The organism is Arcticibacter eurypsychrophilus, from assembly GCF_001730525.1.
In the GTDB taxonomy this organism is placed as follows: Bacteria; Bacteroidota; Bacteroidia; order Sphingobacteriales; family Sphingobacteriaceae; genus Arcticibacter; species Arcticibacter eurypsychrophilus.
On record NZ_MDFN01000003.1, the window covers coordinates 21,272 to 44,637 of the forward strand.

The 23,366-nt window shown below is 36.3% G+C and carries 20 protein-coding genes and 1 tRNA gene; 12 read left to right on the forward strand and 9 right to left on the reverse strand.

What is annotated here, in order from left to right:
• Positions 1-129: 129 nt before the first annotated feature.
• From BFL47_RS02565 to BFL47_RS02595, 7 genes are read left to right on the forward strand one after another with little or no spacing between them, the layout of a single operon-like run.
• Positions 130-3,153 (forward strand): tetratricopeptide repeat protein, encoded by a 3,024-nt coding sequence (locus tag BFL47_RS02565; protein WP_069658238.1) that lies wholly within the window; start codon positions 130-132, stop codon positions 3,151-3,153.
• 6 nt (positions 3,154-3,159) lie between these two features.
• Positions 3,160-4,821, forward strand: coding sequence for a TonB-dependent receptor (locus BFL47_RS02570; protein WP_069658239.1), 1,662 nt, complete (start codon positions 3,160-3,162; stop codon positions 4,819-4,821).
• A gap of 41 nt (positions 4,822-4,862) precedes the next feature.
• A complete protein-coding gene (locus tag BFL47_RS02575) occupies positions 4,863-5,906 on the forward strand; it encodes an SPOR domain-containing protein (protein ID WP_069658240.1) in 1,044 nt (347 codons plus the stop codon).
• Positions 5,907-5,911: 5 nt separating this feature from the next.
• A complete protein-coding gene (locus BFL47_RS02580) occupies positions 5,912-6,616 on the forward strand; it encodes a MotA/TolQ/ExbB proton channel family protein (RefSeq protein ID WP_069658241.1) in 705 nt (234 codons plus the stop codon).
• 6 nt (positions 6,617-6,622) lie between these two features.
• On the forward strand, positions 6,623-7,018 hold the full coding sequence (locus BFL47_RS02585; RefSeq protein WP_016193472.1) for an ExbD/TolR family protein: 396 nt from the start codon (positions 6,623-6,625) through the stop codon (positions 7,016-7,018).
• A 4-nt stretch (positions 7,019-7,022) separates the two neighbouring features.
• Entirely contained in the window at positions 7,023-7,844 is an 822-nt protein-coding gene (locus BFL47_RS02590) for an energy transducer TonB (RefSeq protein ID WP_069658242.1), read from the forward strand.
• Positions 7,845-7,871: 27 nt separating this feature from the next.
• On the forward strand, positions 7,872-9,218 hold the full coding sequence (locus tag BFL47_RS02595) for a bifunctional folylpolyglutamate synthase/dihydrofolate synthase (protein WP_069658243.1): 1,347 nt from the start codon (positions 7,872-7,874) through the stop codon (positions 9,216-9,218).
• A 7-nt stretch (positions 9,219-9,225) separates the two neighbouring features.
• Here the strand turns inward: BFL47_RS02595 and BFL47_RS02600 are convergent, their stop codons facing one another.
• From BFL47_RS02600 to serC, 4 genes are all read right to left on the reverse strand, one after another.
• On the reverse strand, positions 9,226-9,885 hold the full coding sequence (locus BFL47_RS02600) for a hypothetical protein (protein ID WP_069658244.1): 660 nt from the start codon (positions 9,883-9,885) through the stop codon (positions 9,226-9,228).
• Between the two features lie 132 nt (positions 9,886-10,017).
• On the reverse strand, positions 10,018-10,944 hold the full coding sequence (locus BFL47_RS02605; RefSeq protein ID WP_069658245.1) for an L-lactate dehydrogenase: 927 nt from the start codon (positions 10,942-10,944) through the stop codon (positions 10,018-10,020).
• Between the two features lie 144 nt (positions 10,945-11,088).
• Complete coding sequence (locus tag BFL47_RS02610; RefSeq protein WP_170827251.1) at positions 11,089-12,039, reverse strand: D-2-hydroxyacid dehydrogenase; 951 nt, start codon at positions 12,037-12,039, stop codon at positions 11,089-11,091.
• A 19-nt stretch (positions 12,040-12,058) separates the two neighbouring features.
• Positions 12,059-13,126: a 3-phosphoserine/phosphohydroxythreonine transaminase gene (gene serC / locus BFL47_RS02615; RefSeq protein WP_069658246.1), complete on the reverse strand. Its 1,068-nt coding sequence runs from the start codon at positions 13,124-13,126 to the stop codon at positions 12,059-12,061.
• Between the two features lie 168 nt (positions 13,127-13,294).
• Here serC and BFL47_RS02625 point away from each other — a divergent pair, with 168 nt between their 5' ends.
• Both BFL47_RS02625 and BFL47_RS02630 read left to right on the forward strand, forming a co-directional pair.
• Positions 13,295-13,759 (forward strand): hypothetical protein, encoded by a 465-nt coding sequence (locus BFL47_RS02625; RefSeq protein WP_139125741.1) that lies wholly within the window; start codon positions 13,295-13,297, stop codon positions 13,757-13,759.
• 28 nt (positions 13,760-13,787) lie between these two features.
• Positions 13,788-14,483, forward strand: coding sequence for a class I SAM-dependent methyltransferase (locus tag BFL47_RS02630; protein WP_069658249.1), 696 nt, complete (start codon positions 13,788-13,790; stop codon positions 14,481-14,483).
• A gap of 5 nt (positions 14,484-14,488) precedes the next feature.
• On the opposite strand, the gene BFL47_RS02635 is transcribed toward BFL47_RS02630, so the two are convergent.
• Positions 14,489-15,091 carry a hypothetical protein gene (locus BFL47_RS02635; protein WP_069658250.1) on the reverse strand — a complete coding sequence of 201 codons (603 nt, stop codon included), beginning with the start codon at positions 15,089-15,091 and terminating at the stop codon, positions 14,489-14,491.
• Between the two features lie 206 nt (positions 15,092-15,297).
• Here BFL47_RS02635 and BFL47_RS02640 point away from each other — a divergent pair, with 206 nt between their 5' ends.
• Positions 15,298-15,936 (forward strand): fasciclin domain-containing protein, encoded by a 639-nt coding sequence (locus BFL47_RS02640; RefSeq protein ID WP_083256958.1) that lies wholly within the window; start codon positions 15,298-15,300, stop codon positions 15,934-15,936.
• Between the two features lie 52 nt (positions 15,937-15,988).
• Here BFL47_RS02640 and BFL47_RS02645 read toward each other — a convergent pair whose 3' ends face one another.
• The gene (locus BFL47_RS02645; protein WP_069658251.1) at positions 15,989-18,664 is read right to left on the reverse strand and encodes a TonB-dependent receptor; all 2,676 of its coding nucleotides are present in this window, start codon (positions 18,662-18,664) and stop codon (positions 15,989-15,991) included.
• Positions 18,665-18,985: 321 nt separating this feature from the next.
• Positions 18,986-19,315, reverse strand: coding sequence for an RNA recognition motif domain-containing protein (locus BFL47_RS02650; RefSeq protein ID WP_069658252.1), 330 nt, complete (start codon positions 19,313-19,315; stop codon positions 18,986-18,988).
• Positions 19,316-19,750: 435 nt separating this feature from the next.
• Between BFL47_RS02650 and BFL47_RS02655 the strand changes: the two genes are divergently transcribed.
• A tRNA-Ser gene (locus BFL47_RS02655) sits at positions 19,751-19,837 on the forward strand.
• Between the two features lie 163 nt (positions 19,838-20,000).
• Here BFL47_RS02655 and BFL47_RS02660 read toward each other — a convergent pair.
• A complete protein-coding gene (locus BFL47_RS02660) occupies positions 20,001-20,750 on the reverse strand; it encodes a DeoR/GlpR family DNA-binding transcription regulator (RefSeq protein WP_069658253.1) in 750 nt (249 codons plus the stop codon).
• A complete protein-coding gene (locus tag BFL47_RS02665; RefSeq protein ID WP_069658254.1) occupies positions 20,744-21,940 on the reverse strand; it encodes an MFS transporter in 1,197 nt (398 codons plus the stop codon). The genes BFL47_RS02660 and BFL47_RS02665 overlap by 7 nt, the downstream gene beginning before the upstream one ends.
• Positions 21,941-22,281: 341 nt before the next feature.
• On the opposite strand from BFL47_RS02665, the gene BFL47_RS02670 reads away from it, so the two are divergent.
• Positions 22,282-23,328 carry an NAD(P)-dependent alcohol dehydrogenase gene (locus BFL47_RS02670; RefSeq protein WP_069658255.1) on the forward strand — a complete coding sequence of 349 codons (1,047 nt, stop codon included), beginning with the start codon at positions 22,282-22,284 and terminating at the stop codon, positions 23,326-23,328.
• Positions 23,329-23,366 lie beyond the last annotated feature (38 nt).

The window sequence follows — 23,366 nt, forward strand, 5'->3', positions numbered from 1 at the left end:
AAAATACTTTTCTCAAATACATACTAGTTTTTAATGCTGAAACGTTAATTTTGGCAGGTTTCCACATTTGTTAGCATCCATTGTGTGCATTGTGTTCTATTAATGTTATTTAGCGATTTATAATCAGACATGCTTAAAAAATATATACTTGCTACATCATTTGTATGCTTATTTCAATTGGTTCAGGCCCAGCAAACAGAATGGTTCAGCATCAACCAAGCCTATAAAAGTGGTATAGAACTATTTGAAAAGAGAAAATACGTTGCTGCAAGTGAGCAATTTAGCCGGGTAGAACAATCAAGAATTGCACCTTCATCTCAGGCACTGACTGAAAACAAGCAGATTTCACTGTTAAAGGAAAACGCTCAATTTTATCAGGCAGTTTGTGCATTAGAACTTGGCAATGATAATGCAGAGAGTCTTTTTCTTTCTTTTATAAAAGAAAATCCTTCTAGCGCAAATACTAAATCAGCCTACTTTCAAATTGGTAAATCATATTTTGATAAAAAAAATTATGACAAGGCCATTGAGTGGTTTAAGAAAACAGAAGCAGGAAATCTGACTGGTAAAGAAAGTGATGAATATCGTTTCAAACTGGGTTATTCTTACTTTGTTGCTAAAAATTTTAATGAAGCGGAACCTTTATTTGCAAAGTTAAAAGATGGTAAAAGTGAATATGCCGAATCTTCTATTTACTACTATGCCTATTTAAACTATTTAAGTGCTGACTACACGACTGCTTTAAGGGAGTTTGAACGATTGAAGAACTCGACAAGATATAAAGCAAGTTATCCATATTATATTTCGGCGCTTTATTTCCTTGATAAACGGTATGATGATGTATTAGCATATACCATACCTGCGATAGCAGATATAGATGCGCAGTATAAACCTGAGATGTATCGAATTGTTGCGGCTACGTATTTTGCCCGTTCTGACTATAAAACAGCAATCAATTACTACCTGAAGTTTCAGGATCTGGATAAAGGGAAGACACAGAATAATCAGGATAACTATCAAATAGGATATAGTTATGTTAAATTGGATCAACCTCAAAAGGCCATAAAGGAGTTGGAGAAGATGGGTTCTCCTGATGTTCATTACCAGAATGGGATGATAGTTCTGGGAAATGCATTGATTAAAACGGGGAACAAGCAAAGTGCAAGAAATGCATTCTTTAGAGCCTCACGCCTGGATTTTGATCCTAAGCTAAAAGAAGAAGGGTTGTTGAATTATGCTAAACTATCTCAGGAGCTTGAATTTCACACCGTTGCACTGGATGCCGTTCACGAATTCATTAAAACATATCCCAAAAGTACCCGCATTAATGAAGCAAAGACTTTATTAGGAGATGTATTACTATCCACCAAAAACTTTAAGGAAGCGGTTAATATATTAGAGACTATTCAGAATAAGAATGAAGAGACTCAGATCGTTTACCAGAGAGTCACTTACTTCAGAGGACTTGAGTTTTATAATGAACGTGCTTTTGAAAACAGTATTTCGATGTTTATGCGTTCTCAAAGTAATGGGTTAAATGAAGAAATTGCTGCCCTTGCTACTTATTGGCTGGCTGAAGCCATGTTTGAAGTAAGGAAATATGGTGAATCTGTTAATCAGTTTGAAAAGTTTCTTGCTATGCCTGCTGCTAAAAAGACTGATGTTTATAATTATTCAAATTATGCATTAGGTTACTCTGCCTTTCAATTTGAAGGTTATAGTAAAGCGGCAACTTACTTTGAACGTTTTTTAAAGGGGGACGATAAAGATAAAAATACCATTGTCGATGCCACATTAAGATTGGCAGATTCCTATTTTGTACTGAAAAGTTACGAAGCTGCCATGCAGCAATATAATAAGATCATTGCATGGAACAGTCCCGGTGAAGATTACGCATTGTTTCAAAGAGGTATGATTCAAGGTCTGCAAAATTTAAATGATGCTAAAATTGCTACTCATGAATTATTGCTTCAACAGTTTCCTAGTTCCAACTATGCAGATGATGCAGGATTTGAAATTGCCTATACTTATTTTATAAAGGGTGACAATGAAAAATCAAAAACAGACTTGCTTGCACTGATTGAGAAGTATCCAAGAAGCAGTTACGTACCACGTGCTTTAGTTACTGTGGGTCTTGTAGATTACAATCAGGATAAGAATGACGAAGCTCTAGCTACTTTCCAACGCGTAGTGAAAGACTACTCTACTACTGACGAAGCAAAGATTGCACTGGAATCTATCAAAAATATTTATCTGGATAAAGCCGATGCAGAGGGTTTCTTAACTTATGCCAATACGACCAGCATTGGTAACTTTAGTACTTCGGAACAGGATAACATTACCTTCCAGGCGACTAATAACCTATTCTTAAGAGGTAATTACCAGGGTGCTTTCGACGCGGTGAATGCTTACTTCGACAAATTCCCGAAAGCTATATATGAGAAGCATGCTAAATTCATACGTGCAGAAAGTCTGGTTAAGCTAAACCGAGCGGAAGAAGCAATTCCTGATTACACCTTTATTTTAAATGATTGGACCAGTGAATATACGGAACGCGCCTTAATCAGTATTTCAAAGCTTTTCCTGCAACAGAAAAAGTATAATGAGGCTGTTGTTTATTTGAAGAAATTGGAGACCACCTCTGAGTATAAAGCAAATTATAGCTTTGCCGTTAACAACCTGATGGAAGCCTACAGCAATATGGATATGCCGGATGATGTGTTAAAATATGTAAACCTGGTTAAATTATTTGATCGATCTTCAAATGACGATAAATCCAAAGCTGGTTTATATGCAGGTAAGGCCTATTTATTGAAGGGTGATACCACAACAGCTAGTAAAGAATTAACAGAAGTTGCAAAGACAAATACAACAGTTACCGGTGCTCAAGCTCTTTACACTTTAGCTCATGTTGAATATTTGAAGAAAGATTACAAGGCATCTCAAAAAAGTATCCTTGACCTTGTTAAAAGAATGGAGTCGCAGGACTACTGGGTTGCTAAAGCTTACATCTTGTTAGCTGACAATTATATAGCGGTTAAAGACACTTTTCAGGCGAAAGCTACATTACAAAGTATTATAGATAATTATGAAGGTAATGATGATGTACTTCCTACTGCAAAGTCAAAGCTTGAACAAATTAATAAGAAATAGGCTAGAATGAAACTGAACAATATTAAATATACACTCGCAATTTGTGCTCTACTACTAACCTCGGTTTCTTATGCGCAAGATCCTACTGATCCCAAAAAGGTAACACCACCTTCTGGTACGTTAACAGAAGAAATTGTCGTAGAAAGACCTTACAAACCAGTTTTGGCTGATGCAGCTAAAATTAGAAGAAGTCCGGATTTGAACAGTAACAGCGTTTTTAAAAGAGCGCTGACTTATTCGATGTTTGACAAGAAATTAGAATTAAACAGTGATATCCGTCAGCTACAGGCTCAAGAAGTAATAAATAGTGAACGCCCCCCCCTCTTAAATAATTATGCCAAGTTTGGAATGGGGAACTTCAGCACTGGTCTTGCTGAACTATATGTAAATACAGGTTCGGATGAAGCATTACAGGCTGGTTTCTTTATAAAACACTTGAATCAAAAAGGTGATATCACTGGTCAAAAACTATCTCGTCAGAATGCAGGTATTTTTGGTAAAAGTATTCTGCATAAAGTAACTTTAAATGGAGAATTAGGCTTTGACAGATTCTCTACCTTTTTGTATGGAGTTGATCCATCTACTAATTTAACTTTTAACAGTGATCCTCAAAAGCAACGGTACAGCACAATAAGCCTTAAAGGCGAGATGTTAAAAAATTATATAGCTGAAGATGAACTTGATTATGCTGTAAAAGCAGATGCTTACTTTTTATCAGATAAGTTTGATGCCAAGGAAAACGCTGTTGCATTAAGTGGTTTTGTAAACAAGGTATGGAAGGATTTCAATATCGGTGTTAACAGTTCACTTGATTTTACACAAACAAAAGATTCATTAAATATCGGTAATCATATTTTCAGAGCCAATCCATACATTAAACTACAGGGAAAATCATATAAATTATCCCTTGGTGTTAATTTGGTTCAAGAATTTGGCACGAATTCAGGCTTTAACCTCTTCCCTACAGTAACAGCAGAGATGCCTATTATTCCCGAATTTGCCACCTTATTTGCTGGTTATACAGGTGATGTAACCAAATCTACATTAAGGGATTTCTCTAATGAGAATCCTTATTTAAATCAAAATCTACAGATTTTAAACACACAAGAAACTGCTAATTTATACGGCGGGATTAAAGGGAATGCAGGGGCAGGATTTGGATATAAAGCCACACTGTTTTATAAGAAATTAGATAATATGCCTTTGTTTGTCAATAATGCATTGAATCCTGAGCGCTTTGATGTCATATATGACAATGCAAAAGTCACCGGATTAGAAGGTGAGATTAATGTTAAGGTATCTGATGCATTCAGCTGGTTAGGAAAGGTGACGGTTAATAATTACAGCATGGATGTGCAGGAAAAAGCTTGGTTAAAACCTGAATTTAAGATATCATCCAGCGCCCGGTTATCTGTTACTAAAGAAATAACAATTGATGGTGAGCTTGTTTTGAATGATGCATCATCCGCATTGGTCTACTTACCTACTCCAAGCGTTGTTAAAGTAAAGGGTTATGCCGATGTTAGTGCCGGTGCTGAGTATGTTCATAAGCAAAAAGTAGGCATATTTCTGAGAGTAAATAACATGCTGAATAACGATTATCAACGTCTTTTATATTATCCTCAACTGGGCTTGAATGTAATAGGTGGTGTTAATTATTCATTTTAATCACCTTTGTTAAATTAACATTTTAGATTAATTTTACAGGAATGAACATTTCGCTCTATATTTCGGAATTACTTAAGGATTATGATGAAATAAGTCTTTCAGATGTAGGGACATTTTACAAAGAAAGAACATCTGCCTTTTTCAATGAAAGTACGGGTCTGTTCCATGCCCCATCAGAAAGGATTTGCTTTAAGACTACCTTCAATGGTCAGGATGATACTTTGGTGCATTATATTAGCCAGGTAAAGAAAATTTCTGAAGCTTCTTCCCGTTATTTTATAAACAAGTTCATTACACAGATTCAACAATCTTTATCTTCTTTTAACGAGGTTGAAATACAACCAATTGGTTTACTTAAAAACAGTCCATCGGGACTAGTGCTTGCGCAGACAACTGATTCTATAACTAATTATGGATTAACGGAATTAAAAGAATTCCCCTTCAAAGTTTTTATACCGCTTGATAAGGAGGTATTCGAAGCACAACCCAGCGATCAGGATAGTGATCATACAATTTCAAAAACATGGAAAGTCGTATTTATTATTTTAGTCCTGTTGATCATTTCTGGTAGCTATTTTTATATCATCAATCCGTCCATATTTAACCTGACATCTGATAAACCGATACCTGAACAGAACGCGCAGTCCCAAATTAAAAAGCAAGAGACTCCAGCAGTAATACAAAATGCTGATTCATCGATGAAAGATGCTGATTCGCTTAAACAAAACACTACCGATGTTCAAGATTCTTCGTCAGCAGCTTTAAAGACACAGCTTAAGCCAGAGAATGGAAAAAACAACATTTCAGTAAGTACCATTAATAAAGTCCCTACTTTAAAATCGAAAGAATTCTATGTAATCGGAGCTTCTTTTGGACTACCCTTAGAAGCTAAAAACTACATAAAAACATTGCAAAAGAGAGGAATAAAGGCGACAATTGTAGAAGATACCCGCAGACCTAAGTATAAAATAAGCCTTGGCTCATTCCATACTTACGAAGAAGCAAACATTGAAAAAAGACAAGTACAAAGTAATTTTAATAAAGAAGCCTGGATTTTAAATTTAAACGATAAAGCTAAAAAATAACACACATGTTTTTATTACAGATTGATTCATTTAATACCGTTACCCCTGATACTGTGGCTACTGCTGCAGTCGAAGCCGCTCAGAAAGCACAGGAACTGCGCTTTTTTGACCTACTGCTAAAGGGTGGATGGGTAATGTTGCCTTTAGCCATCCTTTTCTTTTTAGGATTAGTTATTTTTATTGAAAGATATATTACAATCCGGAAAGCATCAAGTAAAGGTTCTGACTTGATGTCTCAGGTTAAGCAAAGCATATTAACAGGTCATCTTGATTCCGCAATCGCAGTTTGCAGAAACAGCAATTCACCATTAGGAAGAATGTTACAAAAAGGATTGCTTAGAATTGGCCGTCCGATCAAAGAAATTGAAGGAGCCATAGAAAATCTTGGAAAACTGGAAGTATCCAAGTTGGAAAAGAACATCAGTATCCTTGGTATTGTAGCTGGTATAGCTCCGATGCTTGGTTTCGTGGGTACTATTCTAGGAGTTATTAAGATATTTTATAACATCTCTCTTGCCGATAATATCAGTATAGGTATCATTGCCGGTGGTCTTTATGAAAAAATGATTACTTCTGCAACAGGTTTAGGGATTGGTATTTTAGCTTATATAGGATATCATATTTTAAACATCATGGTGGATAGAGTGATATTAAGAATGGAAACAGACGCGATAGAATTCATTGATCTATTAGACGAACCTGGTAGATAAAACAGCATGAATTTAAGAAAGAAAAATAAACCAACAGTTGAAGTGAATGCTTCGGCTATGAGTGACATTATGTTCTTCCTGATGCTGTTCTTTTTAATTGCATCGACTGTAACAAATCCAAACATCATCAAGTTGATGCTTCCGAAATCAGATACAGGACAATCTGTTTCCAAGAAAACCGTTACCATATCAGTGACGAAGGATTTGGAGTATTTCATGGACAAACAACAAGTTCAATTAGATGAAATACAAGGAAGACTGCTAGCCATGTCCACAAAGGCTGATGCGTTAACCATCATATTATACGTTGATCGCACGGTAGCCATTCAGGACGTTGTTCAAATTATGGATATTGCGAACAGATTGTCTATTAAACTTGTATTAGCTACAGAACCAAAATAAACGCATGCAGTACCAGGAAGATAATAATTATCCAAAGGCATTTATGATCGCAGGGGCATTTATGATTGCAATGCTAGTGCTTTGCTACATCATACGCTTTGGAATGAATCCGCCTCAAGAAATTGGAACAGGTGGGATTGTTGTAAACTATGGAACCGCTGAAGTAGGAATGGGAGACGATTTCATGAGCATTGAGGAACCTTCCGTTGATCCAAATGCAAATAACACTCCTCCGGATAAAGTGATAGAAAATTCGGAACCTCAGCCAACAGCGCCATCTTCAGAAAATAGTGATAAAGCAGTAGTCACTCAGGAATCGGAAGACGCTCCTGTAGTGAAAACTTCAACCAAGAAAAGCACTTCAACAACTCCATCAACCACTACTCAAGCAAAAGAAAGCAAACCTGTAGTCAATCAAAATGCCCTATATAAAGGTAAGAAAAGCACAGGCTCAGGAGGCGGAGACGGAACAGGAACTACTCCAGGAAATCAAGGTGACGTGGATGGAGACCCTCTTGCTGCTAACTATGGTAGTGGTGGATCAGGTTTCGGCAATGTTAAGCTTACTTTAGCGAATCGTAGGTTTGTAAATCTACCTAAGATCAACGATCAAGGACAGCTATCCGGTCGTATTTACGTAGAGATTAGGGTAGGTAAATCAGGAGAAGTTATTTTTGCCAGAGCTGGAGTTAAGGGTACAACCCTATCTGATCAGGGTTTATGGAGAAAATGTGAACAAGCGGTATTGGGTGCTAATTTAAATCGCTTAGAATCTGCTCCTGATGTTCAGATTGGAGTAGTCGTTTTTAACTTTAAGGTGAATTAGCTTAATTACAATCAGACATTTCACCAAATGAACTACAAAGAGACAGTTGATTATCTATATTCCAGGTTACCTATGTTTTCCAAGCAAGGCTCCTCAGCAATAAAGAAGGATCTTGCTAACACTATTATATTGTGTAATAGCTTAAATAATCCTCAGGAACGCTTTAAGAGCATCCACATTGCAGGAACCAATGGAAAAGGATCCGTGTCTCATATGCTGGCCTCTGTGCTCCAGGTAGCCGGATACAAGACAGGCCTATATACCTCTCCCCATCTGCGTGATTTCAGAGAAAGGATACGCATAAATGGTCAGATGATTGCTGAAGCAGATATTATTGACTTTGTTCATAAACAAAGGGATCTGATCGAAACCATTAGTCCCTCTTTTTTCGAGGTTACAGTGGCAATGGCTTTTGATTATTTTGCAGCTCAGGAGGTAGATCTCGCAGTTATTGAAGTGGGATTAGGGGGGCGTCTTGATTCAACCAATATTATTAATCCCATCCTCTCTGTCATCACCAATATCAGTTTCGACCATGTATCCATCCTAGGGAATTCCCTGAAAGAAATTGCAACAGAGAAAGCTGGAATAATAAAAGAGGGTATACCTGTAGTTATAGGAGAAGCATCTGATGAAGTGGTAAAAAAGGTGTTTGATGATAAAGCACAGCAGCAGCATTCCCCTTTAACCCTTGCATCTGAACGTTGGTTGATAGAAAATAATAAAGCCTCCAAAGAGGCTGAGCTGAATCTTAAAGTTAGTAAACCCTCGAATACAAATCTTCAGGAAGAGGCAGTAATTCAAGTAACACCTCCTCTATTCGGTGGTGTCGAATTTCTAAACATATCTCTGGATTTAACTGGTACTTACCAGCTTAAGAATCTTAAAACAGTGCTAAGCGCGATTGAACAATTACGGTTATCCGGATTTTCTATCAGCAATCAACAAATACAATCCGGATTAAGTCAGGTGACTAAGCTGACTGGCCTAATGGGAAGATGGCAAATTCTGAACCATAATCCATTGACTATATGCGATACAGGACATAATGAAGATGGAATTCAGGAAGTAATTAAAAATATTGCCCGTGTTTCTTACCATACTCTGCACATGGTTATTGGAATGGTGAAAGATAAAGATATTACTAAAGTACTATCCTTATTACCCAAAGAAGCCAGGTATTACTTTTGTAATCCCGCCATAGAACGTGCTAAGCCAGCCGTAGATTTAGCCAAAGAAGCTCAAGCTGCTGGACTTTCAGGAGAGCCTTACTCTTCGGTACACGAAGCCTTATTAGCAGCCAAAGCCAACGCAGACATTAATGACTTCATCTTCATAGGCGGTAGTACCTATGTTGTAGCCGAAATTATTTAATGCGCTTTTACAAATAAGTTAACCCGCCTATGGTATAACTAATTCCAATACTAATAGTTTGATAAAGATCGTTATGTGATCCAGGACTAATGCTGCCGTCTATTTTATCGCCAAGCAAAAAATTCATTTGATAGTTCAGATTCAATAATAACCTTGACTCAGCTCCCATATACATATCTATTCCGCCTAAAGCAGGTATAAACAATTCTTTATTATTGTAGGATTCAGATGAATTTGTGCCATTCATGATAGTAAAGATTCCACCTCCTGAACCCAAATAAATTCCCTTTAATAACTTATCACCTACTGATTCCCGAGAGACAACATACCTTTGAGGCTTCTTGATAAATTCACCAGCGTGCACTTTTCCCTTAATAGTTAAGGATTTAAAATCTCCCTGAAAGTTTGATATAATCTGATCACCATGACCAGCTATAGAACCGCCCTGTACTTCAATCCCAATATTTAGATAAGGACTAAAATAATAATCAACTTCAGCATACCCGAATAACCTACGCTCAGAATGTAAGAAATCGGTAAAAGTAGATGCCTGACCAGCACCAATGCCAATAGAAAAATGCCTGAATGTGTTCTGTGCTAAGCTGCTACTCAGCGAGACGAATGAAAAAAACAATATCCCCAGTATGCTTTTAAAATAAGATACCATTATATGATGTATTTAAAAATTTTCTAAGTTTAATCCACACAATCCTAAACCCTTGTTGAGCTATATTTAGTATCATAAAAAAGAATAACCACACTTACTTTAATATCCTATTTCTTGGAAATTTAAAAGAGTTTACATAGCCACGGAACTAATAATATCTTTAAGTTTTTGAGCAGATTGATTTAATTGCTTCTTTTCCAATTCATTAATATCTAAAGGCAGCACTTCTCTAACCCCATTGCGATCAACCACACAAGGAACCCCTAAAAACACATCAGACACGCCATGATAATCATTCAGCAAGGTCGACACATTCAACACAGCCGCTTCATTATGTAAAATCGCTGTACAGATCCGGTCAAGGGCTAGTGCGATTCCATAAAACGTTGCACCTTTAGATTTTATAATCTGATAAGCAGCATTTTTAGTATCTGAAAACAGGCTTTCTTTTTCATCATCAGTGAAATTAATACCAGAACCAGCCACGTTAGTCAGGCTCCATAAAGGCAATTCAGAATCGCCATGTTCACCAATAATATGTGCATGGACACTTCTTGAATCAATATTAAGCTTCTCTCCTATCAAGTATCTAAATCGAGCACTATCCAACAATGTACCTGATCCAATTATTCGGTTCACTGGCCATCCTGATTTCTTCCATGTAAAATAGCTCATAATATCTACTGGATTTGATGCAATAATCAAGATACCATCCGTATTATACTTCAGCACCTCTGTCGTAATGCTTTCAAAAACGGCTACATTACGTTTTAACAAATCAATACGAGACTCACCTTCACGCTGTGAAGCCCCTGCAGTGATAATAATAATGTCAGCATCCTTACAATCTTCGTAAGTACCGGCCCAAACTTTAGACTGACCCAAAAAAGGCAAGCCGTGGTTCATATCTAACGCATCTCCTATAGCCTTACCTTGATTGGCATCTATGAGTACCAATTCATCCATACGCTCTCTTAAAAGAAGGGTATATGCTGTTGTAGAACCTACAGCTCCAACACCAATGACTACGATCCGGCTTTTTTTATTTGTTAATGGCATATTAGTAAATTAAGATTTATGTTGCAATATAGTTAAGACCAAGAAATCAAAAGCATTTTATATCAAACGGTTCAAAAAATTACATTAAACAGTAAAAAAAAAGCCGCACTATACAGTGCAGCTTTTTTTAAAAATATCATTTGATTATTTTTTAAAGAAATCAATGATCAAGTTTGCTAACTCTACACCAATACGCTCTTGAGCTTCATTCGTTGCTGCACCAATATGTGGAGTCAAAGAAATCTTAGGATGAGTCAGAATCTCCTGACGAGGGCTTGGTTCATTATCGTAAACATCCAATCCTGCGAATCCGACAGTACCATTATTTAAGGCCTCGATAAGAGCTTCCTCATCAACAGTTCCACCTCTTGAACAATTTACAATACCAACACCATTCTTCATTTTATCAAATTCAGATTTACCTAAAATAGGTTTATCTAAAAAAGGAATATGAAGACTGATGAAATCACTTTCAGTGATCAGCTCATCGAATGATGCCTTTTTCAAAGGAACATTAACATTCACACCGCCAGCCAGATTCAATTCTAAAGTTGCAGGTACATCGTATAAATCATATGCCAGAACTTCCATTCCTAAACCTAGAGCAATTTTAGCTGTTTCGCGACCAATACGTCCAAAGCCAATAATACCAATTTTCTTTCCTTTTAATTCAACACCTTTTGCATATGCCTTTTTAAGGTTATTGAATTGTGTACCACCCTCAACCGGCATCTTACGATTAGAGTCATATAAAAACCGGATTCCGGTGAATAGATGAGCAAAAACCAGTTCAGCAACCGATGGAGAAGAAGCTGCAGGTGTATTGACAACTGTCAATCCCTTTTCACGAGCATATTCAACATCGATATTATCCATACCAACACCACCACGACCTATTAACCGAAGGTTTGGACAAGCATCAATAAGATCTTTTCTAACCTTAGTAGCACTACGAACAGTAATAGCATCAAAGTTTTTTAAAGCTTCAGGAAGTTCTCCCTGAGGTATATTTTCAGTCTGAACGGTAAAGCCAGCTTGTTCAAGTAATTGCTTACCAACAGCGTCAATACCATCATTTGCAAGAATTCTTATCATTATATCGTATTTATATTATCTAAGCATTATTATCTGCGAATTCCTGCATCACTTCAATAAGTGCATGAACGGCAGTAATAGGAAGCGCGTTATAAATAGATGCTCTAAAACCACCTACACTACGATGTCCTTTAATTCCGACCATTCCACGTTCCTGAGCAAGTTTCAAGAAAGGTTTTTCGAATTCCGGATTGTCCATCACAAAACAAACGTTCATGCGTGAACGATCTTCCACATTACAAGGACCTTTAAATAAAGGATTACGATCTATTTCAGCATATAATGCTTCAGATTTAGCAATATTTTCCTTTTCTATCTGAGCAACACCACCTTTTGCTTTCAGCCATCTTAAATTTAATAGAGAAGCATAAATAGAGAAAACTGCAGGAGTATTATATAGCGATTTGTTGTCCGCATGAATTTTATAATCCAGCATAGATGGCAATTTACGACCAGATTTACCTATTAGATCATCTTTCACGATAACCAGGGTAAGACCTGCAGGACCCATATTCTTTTGAGCACCAGCATAAATTAAACCGAAATCAGCAATATTTAATACCCTGCTGAAAATGTCAGATGACATATCAGAAACTATAGGAACACCTGTTTTAGGAAAATCAAATAATTCCGTTCCAAATATGGTATTATTGGATGTGACATGAAAATAAGCAGAATCTGCAGGTACTTCATAACCTTTGGGTACATAAGTATAGTTAGCCTCTTTTGACGAAGCAACAACATTTACATTTCCAAATAGCTTAGCTTCTTTAATAGCCTTACTTGACCATACACCTGAATCAAGATAAGATGCAGTTTGTCCTTCAGCAAGAAGATTCATAGGAACCATACTAAATTGAAGACTTGCTCCACCTTGAAGCAATAAAATTGAATAGCCTTCAGGAATGTTTAAAAGATCTTTTACTAATTGTAAAATTTCGTCAACCACAGCCTCAAATTCAGGTGCTCTGTGAGAAATTTCAAGTATGGAAAGCCCTGTATTATTAAAATTTAATACTGCTTCTGCTGCTTGTTTAAATACTTCCTGTGGCAAAATACTGGGTCCAGCGCCAAAATTATATTTCATGGTTTAGCTCGTGTTAATTAAGCGGCAAATTTATGAGTTTTATTAACTAATCATACGATTAAATGAAAATAACAGTAGATTTACTTTCATAATAAGGGCATTATGCCTAAATAAACGCTCAGGAGAACATAAACCCCAATCACTTGTTTAAACAGTAAAATCAAAAAAATGAAATACTTAACCCTTTTTACTGGTATCCTGTTCTTATTTTCAGCTTGCAATAATGTAAATACCTCCAATACTTCAAGCAATTCTGAAATAATTCCTAAAGATTCATCATCGTCAAATACCTTAAACATGTGTTTTCAGCACGTTGAAGGAAATCGAAATCAAGACACATCATATATCCATCTCATCCTGAACAATTCAATAGTAACAGGTCAGTACGATCATATCCCCTATGAAAAAGATAGCAGAAAAGGCATCATAAAAGCAGTTAAAACAGGTAATGAAATTAAAGGGGTTTGGATTTACAGTCAGGAAGGCATGCAGGATTCTCTTGATATCGCATTTAAATTACAAGATTCCCGCTTATTGCAAAAACCGTTTAGTGTTGACCTTTCCACAGGCAGACAAGTTTTAAGAGACACCTCAGACTATTCCATCCAATACATCAAACGATCATGTAAATAAACAATCAATTTTCTTTACTTTGCAGTTAATGGATGTATACGAAAAAGCACTATGCGATTTTTACACTAAATCAGAAAAAGAGGAAGAACCTTTGTGGATTTATAATACGTATGGTGAACCTGAAGAAATGCCAGTTGAAGTTTTCTTTAGGGACGAAGAGGACATGACCCCCATTGAGTTATCGGCCTTAAAAAGTTGCAAAGGAACAATTTTAGATATTGGCGCTGGAGTAGGATCACATGCATTATTACTTCAAGACTTTTTTGCAGATGTTACAGCCTTGGAAATCTCAAAAGAAGCATGTTCAATTATGAAAGACAGAGGTGTCGACAAAATTATTAATCAAGACTTTTACGCTTATGAAGAACAAAAATTCGACACGCTACTTTTATTAATGAACGGAATCGGATTATGTTCCAATTTAGCCGGTCTAAGTACATTTCTTGACCATGCACAGCATTTACTCTCAATAGATGGCTACCTGATCTTCGACTCATCCGATATTACCTACTTGTACGAAGACGGAGATTTCCCTGCAAATCAATATTACGGAGAAATATCTTACCAGTACAAATACAAGGGACAATATGGCAACTGGTTTCAATGGTTATATATTGACCAGCATACACTTAAAGAAATTGCAGAGCCAAAAGGTTGGAAAGTAAATATTATCTTAGAAGAATACGATCAGTACCTTGCCATTTTAAGCCATAGTCCAATTTAATCTTTCTATAACAAAATACTCCTTGTAATTTCTTTATTGATCGTGATATAACCCGGATATTTTATCTCTTTATTACCAACGCCTAAAGTTGGCCTAATTTTTATAGTCAGGATGCTTTTCTTTTCTGAAGAAGACCCATCATTACTCAAGAAATTTAAAATCGCATCCTGAGTCTCCCTATTCGAAATAAAGTTATAGATATTGGCATTTATTTTAATTGGCACAACCGTTTCACCACCACCTGGTTCAACCTGAATCGTTTGATTTATGAATCCATTCGCCAATTCCTGATCTTTTATAAGTAGTTTGTATTCAAACTGACGGATAGCAGCAACTGCTGAAGAAGGATTTTTAATCTGAAGATTTACTTTACCCTCAAAAGGAACATTTTTTCTTAATAATGCCAATAAAATCCGTGGAGATTTTATCACATCAAAATTCTTTGATTTTAAAGCCTGTGAAACATCCACATTAGCCACATATAGACTATCTGCCGATATAATTGAATATTTACATTTTTCAAAGGCTTTTGCCTGATCAATCTGTTTGTTTATGCTGCAACTGGAAATGATAATAGAAATTATCACTAAATAGATACTTTTTTTCATGTCACAATGGTAACGCTTTAAATGATATAAAGGTATTTCTTTGCCAAATTTGATGATTTACACCACGTATTGTAAAACAATTAGACGATCCAAAAAAAATATAATTATTTCAAAAACCTGATATCTTCCTAAAAACTAAACAATTATGTTAAGAAAACAAATCTGGCAAAGTATTTATTATACTTTACACATTTAACATCCAAAATATGAAAAACTTAATTATAACAGCTGCGGTTGTAGCAATAACAGGATTTACTGCTATAAACGCACAAACAACTTCTCCTGCTGAAACTCAGGATACTACATCAACAAGTACAGGTCAAGCCACTACCCCTACTCAAGGGCAAGACTCTACTGCGACAGGACAAAACACAGGAACTACATCCACCGGGACAGCTTCACCAGCAGGTGATGTTGTTCAAGCCATCTCTACTTCCGGATATAACGCAAGTTTAACCACTGCAATTAAAACCGCTGGTCTTGATCAAACACTAAAAGGAGCAGGTCCATTTACTATTTTCGCCCCTTCCGACCAGGCTTTTATAGCTGTTCCAGCCGGAGATAGCTTGCTTACTCAACAGGCTAAATTAGCTAAGGTCCTTAAACACCACGTTGTAGTTGGTCAATATACCAAAGACGACATTATTAAAGCACTGACAGTAGGAAAAGGATCAACAACATTAAAAACTATCGATGGAGACGTTCTTACTTTGAAAGTAAATGAAAGTAAGAATCTTGAACTTTCAGACGCTTTCGGAAATAAAGCACTTGTTACCGTTTTCGATATCAAAGGAACTAACGGTACAGCACACGTAATTAATAGTGTACTAGTACCGAAACAATAATTTTTAAATTTCCTAATTGAGAGACTCTGCTAATCCATCAGCAGGGTCTTTTTTATGTTTCAAACTTATTCACATTTAGCGTAAACAACACCATAAAGTAACGACCTAACCGATTACTTCGGTTGTCCATAATCGAGTTATTCAAAATCAAACGTTGAACATTCGTGTTTTGGTCAAACAAATCAAACCCTGTAAAACGAAGAGCACCCTTTTTCCCTTTTAAAAATTGATACTCCAGGTAAGTATTTAAAATCAAAGGATTAGTTTTTACAGATCCTGCAAAACCATTATAAAAATTCTTATCTACAGCAGATCCAAAAATAAAAGAAGGACTTACATTCCATCTTCCTGATGCACTTAAAAACCAGGTTGACAACTTATTTTTCTCATATTCATCCAAAGAATATGATGTTTTATTCAACGTATAAGTAACCGAAGGATTCAGTTCAAGCTTCCCTCCAGGATTAATCTGCATCCTGAAGTTTTGAGAAGTAATCAGGTTTTTACCTGTTATTTTAATATAATTACTAAGTGAAACATTATTATTATAGCTGATATTACCGTTGATATCCAGGATAATACGCCGACCTACCAAAGGAAGTGAAGCATTGTATAATCCACCAAGTTGAAAACCACCATTAATATTATCAAATAAAGTTTCCTGAGTAACCACATTATCCGGATGATACATCAATACCGTATTAGCAACCACCTGATCCTGAACGACCGAAGCACTCAAACTTGTAAATAACGTATTACCTGTATCAAAATTAAAACTGTTATAGGAAAAATCAACAGTGTGCCAAAGCTCCGATTTTAAGGTCGGATTTCCAGTTATTGGATACTGCGGATTCGTTACATCTGTTACCGGTTGCAACTGCAAATACGAAGGAGGATTACTGCTGGCAGCGTAATTAAATCCAAACGATTTCTCTGATGATGGCGTGTAACTGTAATTTAATTCAGGAACAATATTTAATCCTATTCTATTGATCCTGATATTGTTACTGATAGACTCCCCCGATAGTAATGTGGGTTGAACACTAACACCAATAGAATAGGAATGTTTGGAACCGCTATGCCGAAGAGCCAGACTTGCCAGGTTCGTTCTGAAAGAATACGTATACCTGTTACTCAAAGAATCAATTCGCTTAATCATGTCTGCCCGATTAGCCTCCCGGTCATTCAAAAACTCCGAATAGCTATATACATAACCAAATTCAAGACGCGTATTCGTAGTTATAGGCTCCAGGTATGAAACCTTAGCGCTGATATTTAAATTCTCATTTTCATTTTTAAGAAAAGTTCTTAAAAGCGAATCCAGACTAAGATTACCGTTTCTATCATAAAAATTCAATCTTGCATCCACGCGCTGTTCTGTCGTATTTACTCCATTTTTTATATTTACTTCCGTATATACATTTCTACCCAATTTTTTAAAGCGATGATTAGCCACCACCCTTAAGCCGATGAGTGGATTTAAATTAGATGTCGACTCATTCGTCTGCTGCCTCAAACTATCAATCAAATAAGAATTCGTTAACTTATTCTGTATCAAATTAGAATTCGTTATTGAATTTCTCTTTGAAAAAGATATCGATGGTGAAATCTGAATGTAATCTTCTTTATTGCGATCATACTCGATATTCCATTGAAACACATGGTTATAACCATTGCTGGTAACCCTACTGGTATCATTATTAATAATTAGTGTACTGTTGGGATAGATATTCTGGCGAAAGGTTTCCGAAAAAAGCTCATTGCGCGTATCCGAATAATTATAGCTCCCAAACGAACTGAGGTATTTATTATATTTCTCCCGATGATTAAACCCAAACGAATTTAAATTGGTCAAGCCATTGTCGCCTCCATTTTTTAAAGCATAACCGGAGCCCGATAAACTGGAATTATTATTATTCAAATTTCCGTAAACACCAGTTTCCCTGTTATTATTGAAGTAATTAGCCAATGCAGACACCTGATACCTCCCTTCATTACCCATTCCCGCATTTACATTACCAAAATAGCCTTTTCTCAAGTTGGCCCAAGTCTTAATGTTTATAATCTTTTGGGAACGTCCAGTAGCACTTCCAGTAAATTGCCCTTGATCACCATAATCATTAATAACTTGGATCTTTTCAATCAAGTTAGCCGGAATATTCTTCATCACAGTTTCTACATCTCCGCCAAAAAAATCCCTGCCATTAACAGTAATTTTTGATATCTGCTTCCCTTGAGCAATTACGTCACCATCATCATTCAGTATAATACCCGGCAATTGTCTTAATAAATCTTCTGTGTATGCATTTTCTCTTAACTTATAGTTCCTTGATTGATATTCTATAGTATCCTTTTTAATAACCAGCAGTTGCTTCCCTGTGATCAGAATTTGATTTAGTTCATAAGATTGTGCCTGTAACTGTAATGGTTCAATTTCAACATAAAACATTCCCTCCTCCCCAATGTGGTCCTTTACTAAGGACTGATAGCCTAGATTAGAAATAGTCAGTTTGAAAACCGGAGAAGTAATATCCTTTAGAGAGTAAAAACCTTTGTCATTTGTTTTAACCAGTACAGAGTCAAAATCAGAGGTAAGTAATACTGTTGCACCAGATATGCCCGTACCTGAAGTATCCTGTAAAGTACCTCTTACAAAATATCTGATCGTTTGGGCATTTAAACATCGGGAAGTTAACAGAAGTGCAATTAAAATTACAAATACCTTCATCTATAATGCAATTATAAAGAATCTGCCATGCATAGCCTTAATTAAATTTTAATAAGACTTCATCATATTAAAACAGTATTAACGACATTAATAATATTCTAATATGAAAGTTTACAATTTAATTGAAGCTCGACAAAAAATATTCGGTACATAGCTTATAAACGCTTAGGATTATTCAGGATATAGGGGGCGATAAAGAAGAGAAAATCGCTGTCCAGTTTACACAATAAATTCAGGACTATTAGTGTAGTACGAATAGACTAATTATAATCAGGTTAGGATTATAAAAAAAAGGGCCATTGGAACAGCCCTTTTGATATGTTATCTGTTAAAGCCGCCTCTTCCGCCGCCTCCACCACCGCCACCGCGGTTGAATCCACCGCCACCACCACGACTTTGACCATCAGTGGGTTTATCTTCAGCCACTTTGACTGTGATTTTACTCCCATTGTAATCTCCACCGTTCATGTTTTTGATAGCTTCTTTAGCTTCTTCATCGTTAGGCATTTCAACAAAGCCAAAACCTCTGCTTTTACCTGTTTCACGGTCTTTTATAATTCTAAGTGACTTAACTACTCCAAAATCTCCAAAAACCGCTCTTAATTCTGCCTCCTCTACTTCGAAAGGAAGGCCTGCAATAAATATCTTCATTAAAACTTTAAAATTTGAGCAAATGTAAGGATTTTAAATCAAATTACAGCTAATCACTTGAAAACAAGACTTATTTTATATGTTAAAATTTATTTCATGAAAGCAATATGACATCATAAACAGGCATTAATCTTTGTATTCATTTAAGCCTGATCATAAATGATTTATTTAGTCAGAGCGGATCCTTTTGATCCAAATAAAATTCACTCACAATCCAATCGCAACTGTACTTATTGAGAAATTAGCACATAGTAAACGCTCTTATTAAACTTTTACATCCAGCCTAGCTCAATATTATTCTGATTTAATGATCAAAGAACCTGAATTTAAACCACAAAAAAACCATAACCAGCTCATAACTAACTCAATAAATGAAAACAAATAAAAATACATAATCTAGTTTGGAAATGAGGGTAAGATTTGTACTTTTGTCGCGGAGAGTTGGCAGAGTGGTCGATTGCGGCAGTCTTGAAAACTGTTGACTTGTTAAAGGGTCCGCGGGTTCGAATCCCCCACTCTCCGCATAGGTATCAAAGCCTACAAAAAAGCCTGCAAATTGACGTTTGCGGGCTTTTTTGTTTAATACCGCTAGTCAATGAGTATTTACAAGGTTCTCCTAACACTCATACTATCTTTTACTATCTTTTACTATCTTGGTTACCGCTGTTAAAGCCCAGGATCATCATTAAATAATTCCTAATTCAGCGTTGCGGTAAGCATTCAATTTTTTATCATTACCAGGCAGTTCTGTTATTAAAGTATCTATCGAAGAAAGTTCGCATACCTGAAAGAATTCGGTACAATTCAGTTTTTCGCTATTGCATAATACAATACTTTTTATTGAAGCATTAAGCATAGACCTTTTCACCTCCCCATCTTGCTGAAACGCAGCTGTTATACCAAATTTTTTATCTATAGCGCAGGTCCCCATGAAGTACAAATCGGCAATATATTGCTTGGTTTCTTCACAAGCCTGCCACCCTGTTGTCGTTTGGGTTTCATGATTGTAATACCCACCTAAAACAATTAGTTCAACGTTCTTATATTTGGATATAATAGGAATTGCAGCTTGGTTATTGGTGATTATTCGTAAAGTTATATCTATAGGTAGCAGAGAAGCTAAGACACACATAGAGGTCCCTCCATCCATAAAAATAGTTTGTCCACTTTTTATAAGCTGCAAGGCTTTCATGCCAATCACTTCTTTTCCTTCAGACAAGTAATTGACGCGATCCTGAAAGTTTAAAGGATTTTTTGATACAGATATAGCACCACCTCTTACTTTTATTAAAAGTCCGCTTTTATGCAGATGCTCAATATCTCTCCTAATAGTATCTTCAGAAACATTTAACGCCTTCGTTATCAGATCGTATGTCACTTTTCCTTCTTTATTTAAGGATTTTAATATCCGATTAAATCTTTCTTCCCTTAGCATTTTTCTACCCTACTCTTAAAAGCATAACTGACAGCCATAATTATTAATAATACACCGCAAAAAGCAAATGCAACAGGCAATGTAAAGGCATTTGATATAAAACCCAACATAGCCGGGCCTGTAAGCAAACCCGCATAGCCTATTGTGGTGATAGCAGGAATAGCAATAGTAGCAGGAACATTTTTTAGCCGGCCACCTTCGCTAAAAAATACGGGAACAACATTAGCCATTCCTAATCCCCATAAAACAAATCCCAATAAAGCTGTTGCCACCCAGGGTGTAAAAACAACTACCGCCATGCCTGATGCAGCAACAAGACCACCACTAATTACTACAAGACGGCCATTAAATCTTGAAACAATTCGATCACCAAATAAACGCATTATAGCCATAGCCACTGAAAAAGAAGCATAGCCCATACCTGACATTTCATTGCTGACACCTCTATTGTTCTGTAAAAAAACGGCACTCCAATCCAACACAGCGCCTTCTGATAAAAATGCGATAAAACACAGCATCCCAATAAAAAGCACCCGGCCATTAAACCATAGTTTTACTTTGCTGTTGGTTTCCGATTTAACCGTATTAAATTCATCAATTATGGTTTGCTCCGTAGCCTTATTAAATAAAAATTTATAGTTGATGCCTATTATCAAAAGAAGTAAAGTCGAAACACCTATAGCTGCCCACATTGGTGTAAGTCCCCATTTCATTAAGAAACCAATACCCAATGCGCCAAACAACCCTCCTACACTATACAAGCCATGAAGAGATGACATGATGGGCTTTCCATACGCATTTTGCACCTGTACACCATGTGCGTTCATGGCAGCATCAATCACTCCCATGCCAGAGCCAAAGAAAAATAATACAACAGCCATCGTGGAAACGGATGTAGTAAGCATCAAAGGTGGTAGCATAGCTGCAACTAATAAAGCACCAACAAGTATTACCTTACGACTGCCAAATTTAGCAGATAAGATGCCACTTACAGGCATCATGATAATTGCACCTAAACCCAAGAGTAGTAAAAGTAAGCCTAAATCAGCATCATTGAGTGCAAGTCTTTCTTTTGCAAATGGGACCATTGGTGCCCAGCAAGATATTCCCAAACCACAAACCAAAAAAGCTGATTTTGTCGCCCAAATAGCTTGTTTTATCTCGTTTCGTTTAATTCGCTGCATTTCCATTATGCAATATTATGCAAATTTGCATATTATTGCATAATATACTTGCTTTTAATTGAAGTAGTTAATCTATTAAAATTTCCAAATGATTATATATCCATGTACAAAACCATGATATTAAAGCTCTTATACTAATTTAATTGATGTCATATTTTATCGAATTGAAGTACATTTTCTTCTAACTGATGAATATATTTTCTAAAGGCTACATTATTCTTTTTTGCATCAGCTATAACCCCCAATAAGCACTATTACAAATATCCATTTAGTATCAATCATATTTTTACATTCAAACAGAGAACAAGGCCTCTTCCTTTTTGTTAAATTTGAAACAAACATAATATATGAAAGCAGTTAAATCTTATGTGGCTTATAGTGCCGATAAACCACTTGAACCTTACCAGTTAGATCGTAGAGAACCCGAAGCTAATGATGTGGAAATCAAAATTTTATATTGCGGAGTATGCCATTCTGATATTCATACCGTACGAAATGAATGGGGTGGAACGATGTATCCTGTAGTGCCTGGACATGAAATAGTCGGAAAAGTAACCCGTGTGGGTAATGAAGTAAGTCGCTTTAAAATAGGTGATACAGTGGGCGTTGGCTGTTTTGTAGATTCTTGTGGCCATTGCAAAAACTGCAAAGAAGACAATGAACAATATTGCGAAAACGGACATTCTCAGACCTATAACTCGTACTTACAGGATCGTAAGACAATTACTTATGGCGGTTATTCCACCCATATCGTGGTAACCGAAAAATTCGTTTTAAACGTATCCGATAAACTTCCTCTTGAAAAAGTGGCTCCATTACTTTGTGCAGGCATCACCACCTACTCTCCTTTAAAACACTGGAATGTAAAAGCTGGTGATAAACTTGGGGTTGTTGGTTTAGGCGGACTTGGACATATGGCTGTTAAAATCGGTGCTTCTATGGGTGCCGAGGTAACTGTATTAAGCCGTTCTAAAAGCAAAGAAAAAGATGCCCAGCAACTAGGTGCGCATCATTTTGAGATCACTACGGATAAAAGCACCATGGAAAGACTAGCGAACAGTTTTGATTTTATCATTGATACTGTGTCTGCGCAACATGACTACAATGATTATCTGGCCTTGTTGAATACCAATGGAGTAATGATCATATTGGGTGTACCTCCCACACCTTCTGATGTTCAGGCATTTCAATTAATTGGGGGTCGCCGCAGTCTGGTTGGTTCTTTAGTAGGTGGTATAAAAGAGACACAGGAAATGCTGGACTATTGTGCTGAACACAATATTACTTCAGACGTTGAAATGATCAATATCGATCAAATTAACGAAGCGTTTGAACGTACCCTTGCCGGCGATGTTCATTATCGTTTTGTGATCGATATGGCATCACTTAAGTAATAGTTCAATACTTAAAACAGCATCTGTTTAGAATACAT

Excerpts from the sequence above, each read along its gene's own strand:
- BFL47_RS02575 (WP_069658240.1), top strand. The coding sequence starts at position 4,863 with ATGAACATTTCGCTCTATATTTCGGAATTACTTAAGGATTATGATGAA.
- BFL47_RS02630 (WP_069658249.1), top strand. The coding sequence starts at position 13,788 with ATGGATGTATACGAAAAAGCACTATGCGATTTTTACACTAAATCAGAA.
- BFL47_RS02565 (WP_069658238.1), top strand. The coding sequence starts at position 130 with ATGCTTAAAAAATATATACTTGCTACATCATTTGTATGCTTATTTCAA.
- BFL47_RS02600 (WP_069658244.1), bottom strand. The coding sequence starts at position 9,885 with ATGGTATCTTATTTTAAAAGCATACTGGGGATATTGTTTTTTTCATTC.
- BFL47_RS02605 (WP_069658245.1), bottom strand. The coding sequence starts at position 10,944 with ATGCCATTAACAAATAAAAAAAGCCGGATCGTAGTCATTGGTGTTGGA.
- BFL47_RS02645 (WP_069658251.1), bottom strand. The coding sequence starts at position 18,664 with ATGAAGGTATTTGTAATTTTAATTGCACTTCTGTTAACTTCCCGATGT.
- BFL47_RS02640 (WP_083256958.1), top strand. The coding sequence starts at position 15,298 with ATGAAAAACTTAATTATAACAGCTGCGGTTGTAGCAATAACAGGATTT.
- serC (WP_069658246.1), bottom strand. The coding sequence starts at position 13,126 with ATGAAATATAATTTTGGCGCTGGACCCAGTATTTTGCCACAGGAAGTA.
- BFL47_RS02650 (WP_069658252.1), bottom strand. The coding sequence starts at position 19,315 with ATGAAGATATTTATTGCAGGCCTTCCTTTCGAAGTAGAGGAGGCAGAA.
- BFL47_RS02590 (WP_069658242.1), top strand. The coding sequence starts at position 7,023 with ATGCAGTACCAGGAAGATAATAATTATCCAAAGGCATTTATGATCGCA.
- BFL47_RS02610 (WP_170827251.1), bottom strand. The coding sequence starts at position 12,039 with ATGATAAGAATTCTTGCAAATGATGGTATTGACGCTGTTGGTAAGCAA.
- BFL47_RS02660 (WP_069658253.1), bottom strand. The coding sequence starts at position 20,750 with ATGCTAAGGGAAGAAAGATTTAATCGGATATTAAAATCCTTAAATAAA.
- BFL47_RS02665 (WP_069658254.1), bottom strand. The coding sequence starts at position 21,940 with ATGGAAATGCAGCGAATTAAACGAAACGAGATAAAACAAGCTATTTGG.
- BFL47_RS02595 (WP_069658243.1), top strand. The coding sequence starts at position 7,872 with ATGAACTACAAAGAGACAGTTGATTATCTATATTCCAGGTTACCTATG.
- BFL47_RS02670 (WP_069658255.1), top strand. The coding sequence starts at position 22,282 with ATGAAAGCAGTTAAATCTTATGTGGCTTATAGTGCCGATAAACCACTT.
- BFL47_RS02570 (WP_069658239.1), top strand. The coding sequence starts at position 3,160 with ATGAAACTGAACAATATTAAATATACACTCGCAATTTGTGCTCTACTA.
- BFL47_RS02580 (WP_069658241.1), top strand. The coding sequence starts at position 5,912 with ATGTTTTTATTACAGATTGATTCATTTAATACCGTTACCCCTGATACT.
- BFL47_RS02635 (WP_069658250.1), bottom strand. The coding sequence starts at position 15,091 with ATGAAAAAAAGTATCTATTTAGTGATAATTTCTATTATCATTTCCAGT.
- BFL47_RS02625 (WP_139125741.1), top strand. The coding sequence starts at position 13,295 with ATGAAATACTTAACCCTTTTTACTGGTATCCTGTTCTTATTTTCAGCT.
- BFL47_RS02585 (WP_016193472.1), top strand. The coding sequence starts at position 6,623 with ATGAATTTAAGAAAGAAAAATAAACCAACAGTTGAAGTGAATGCTTCG.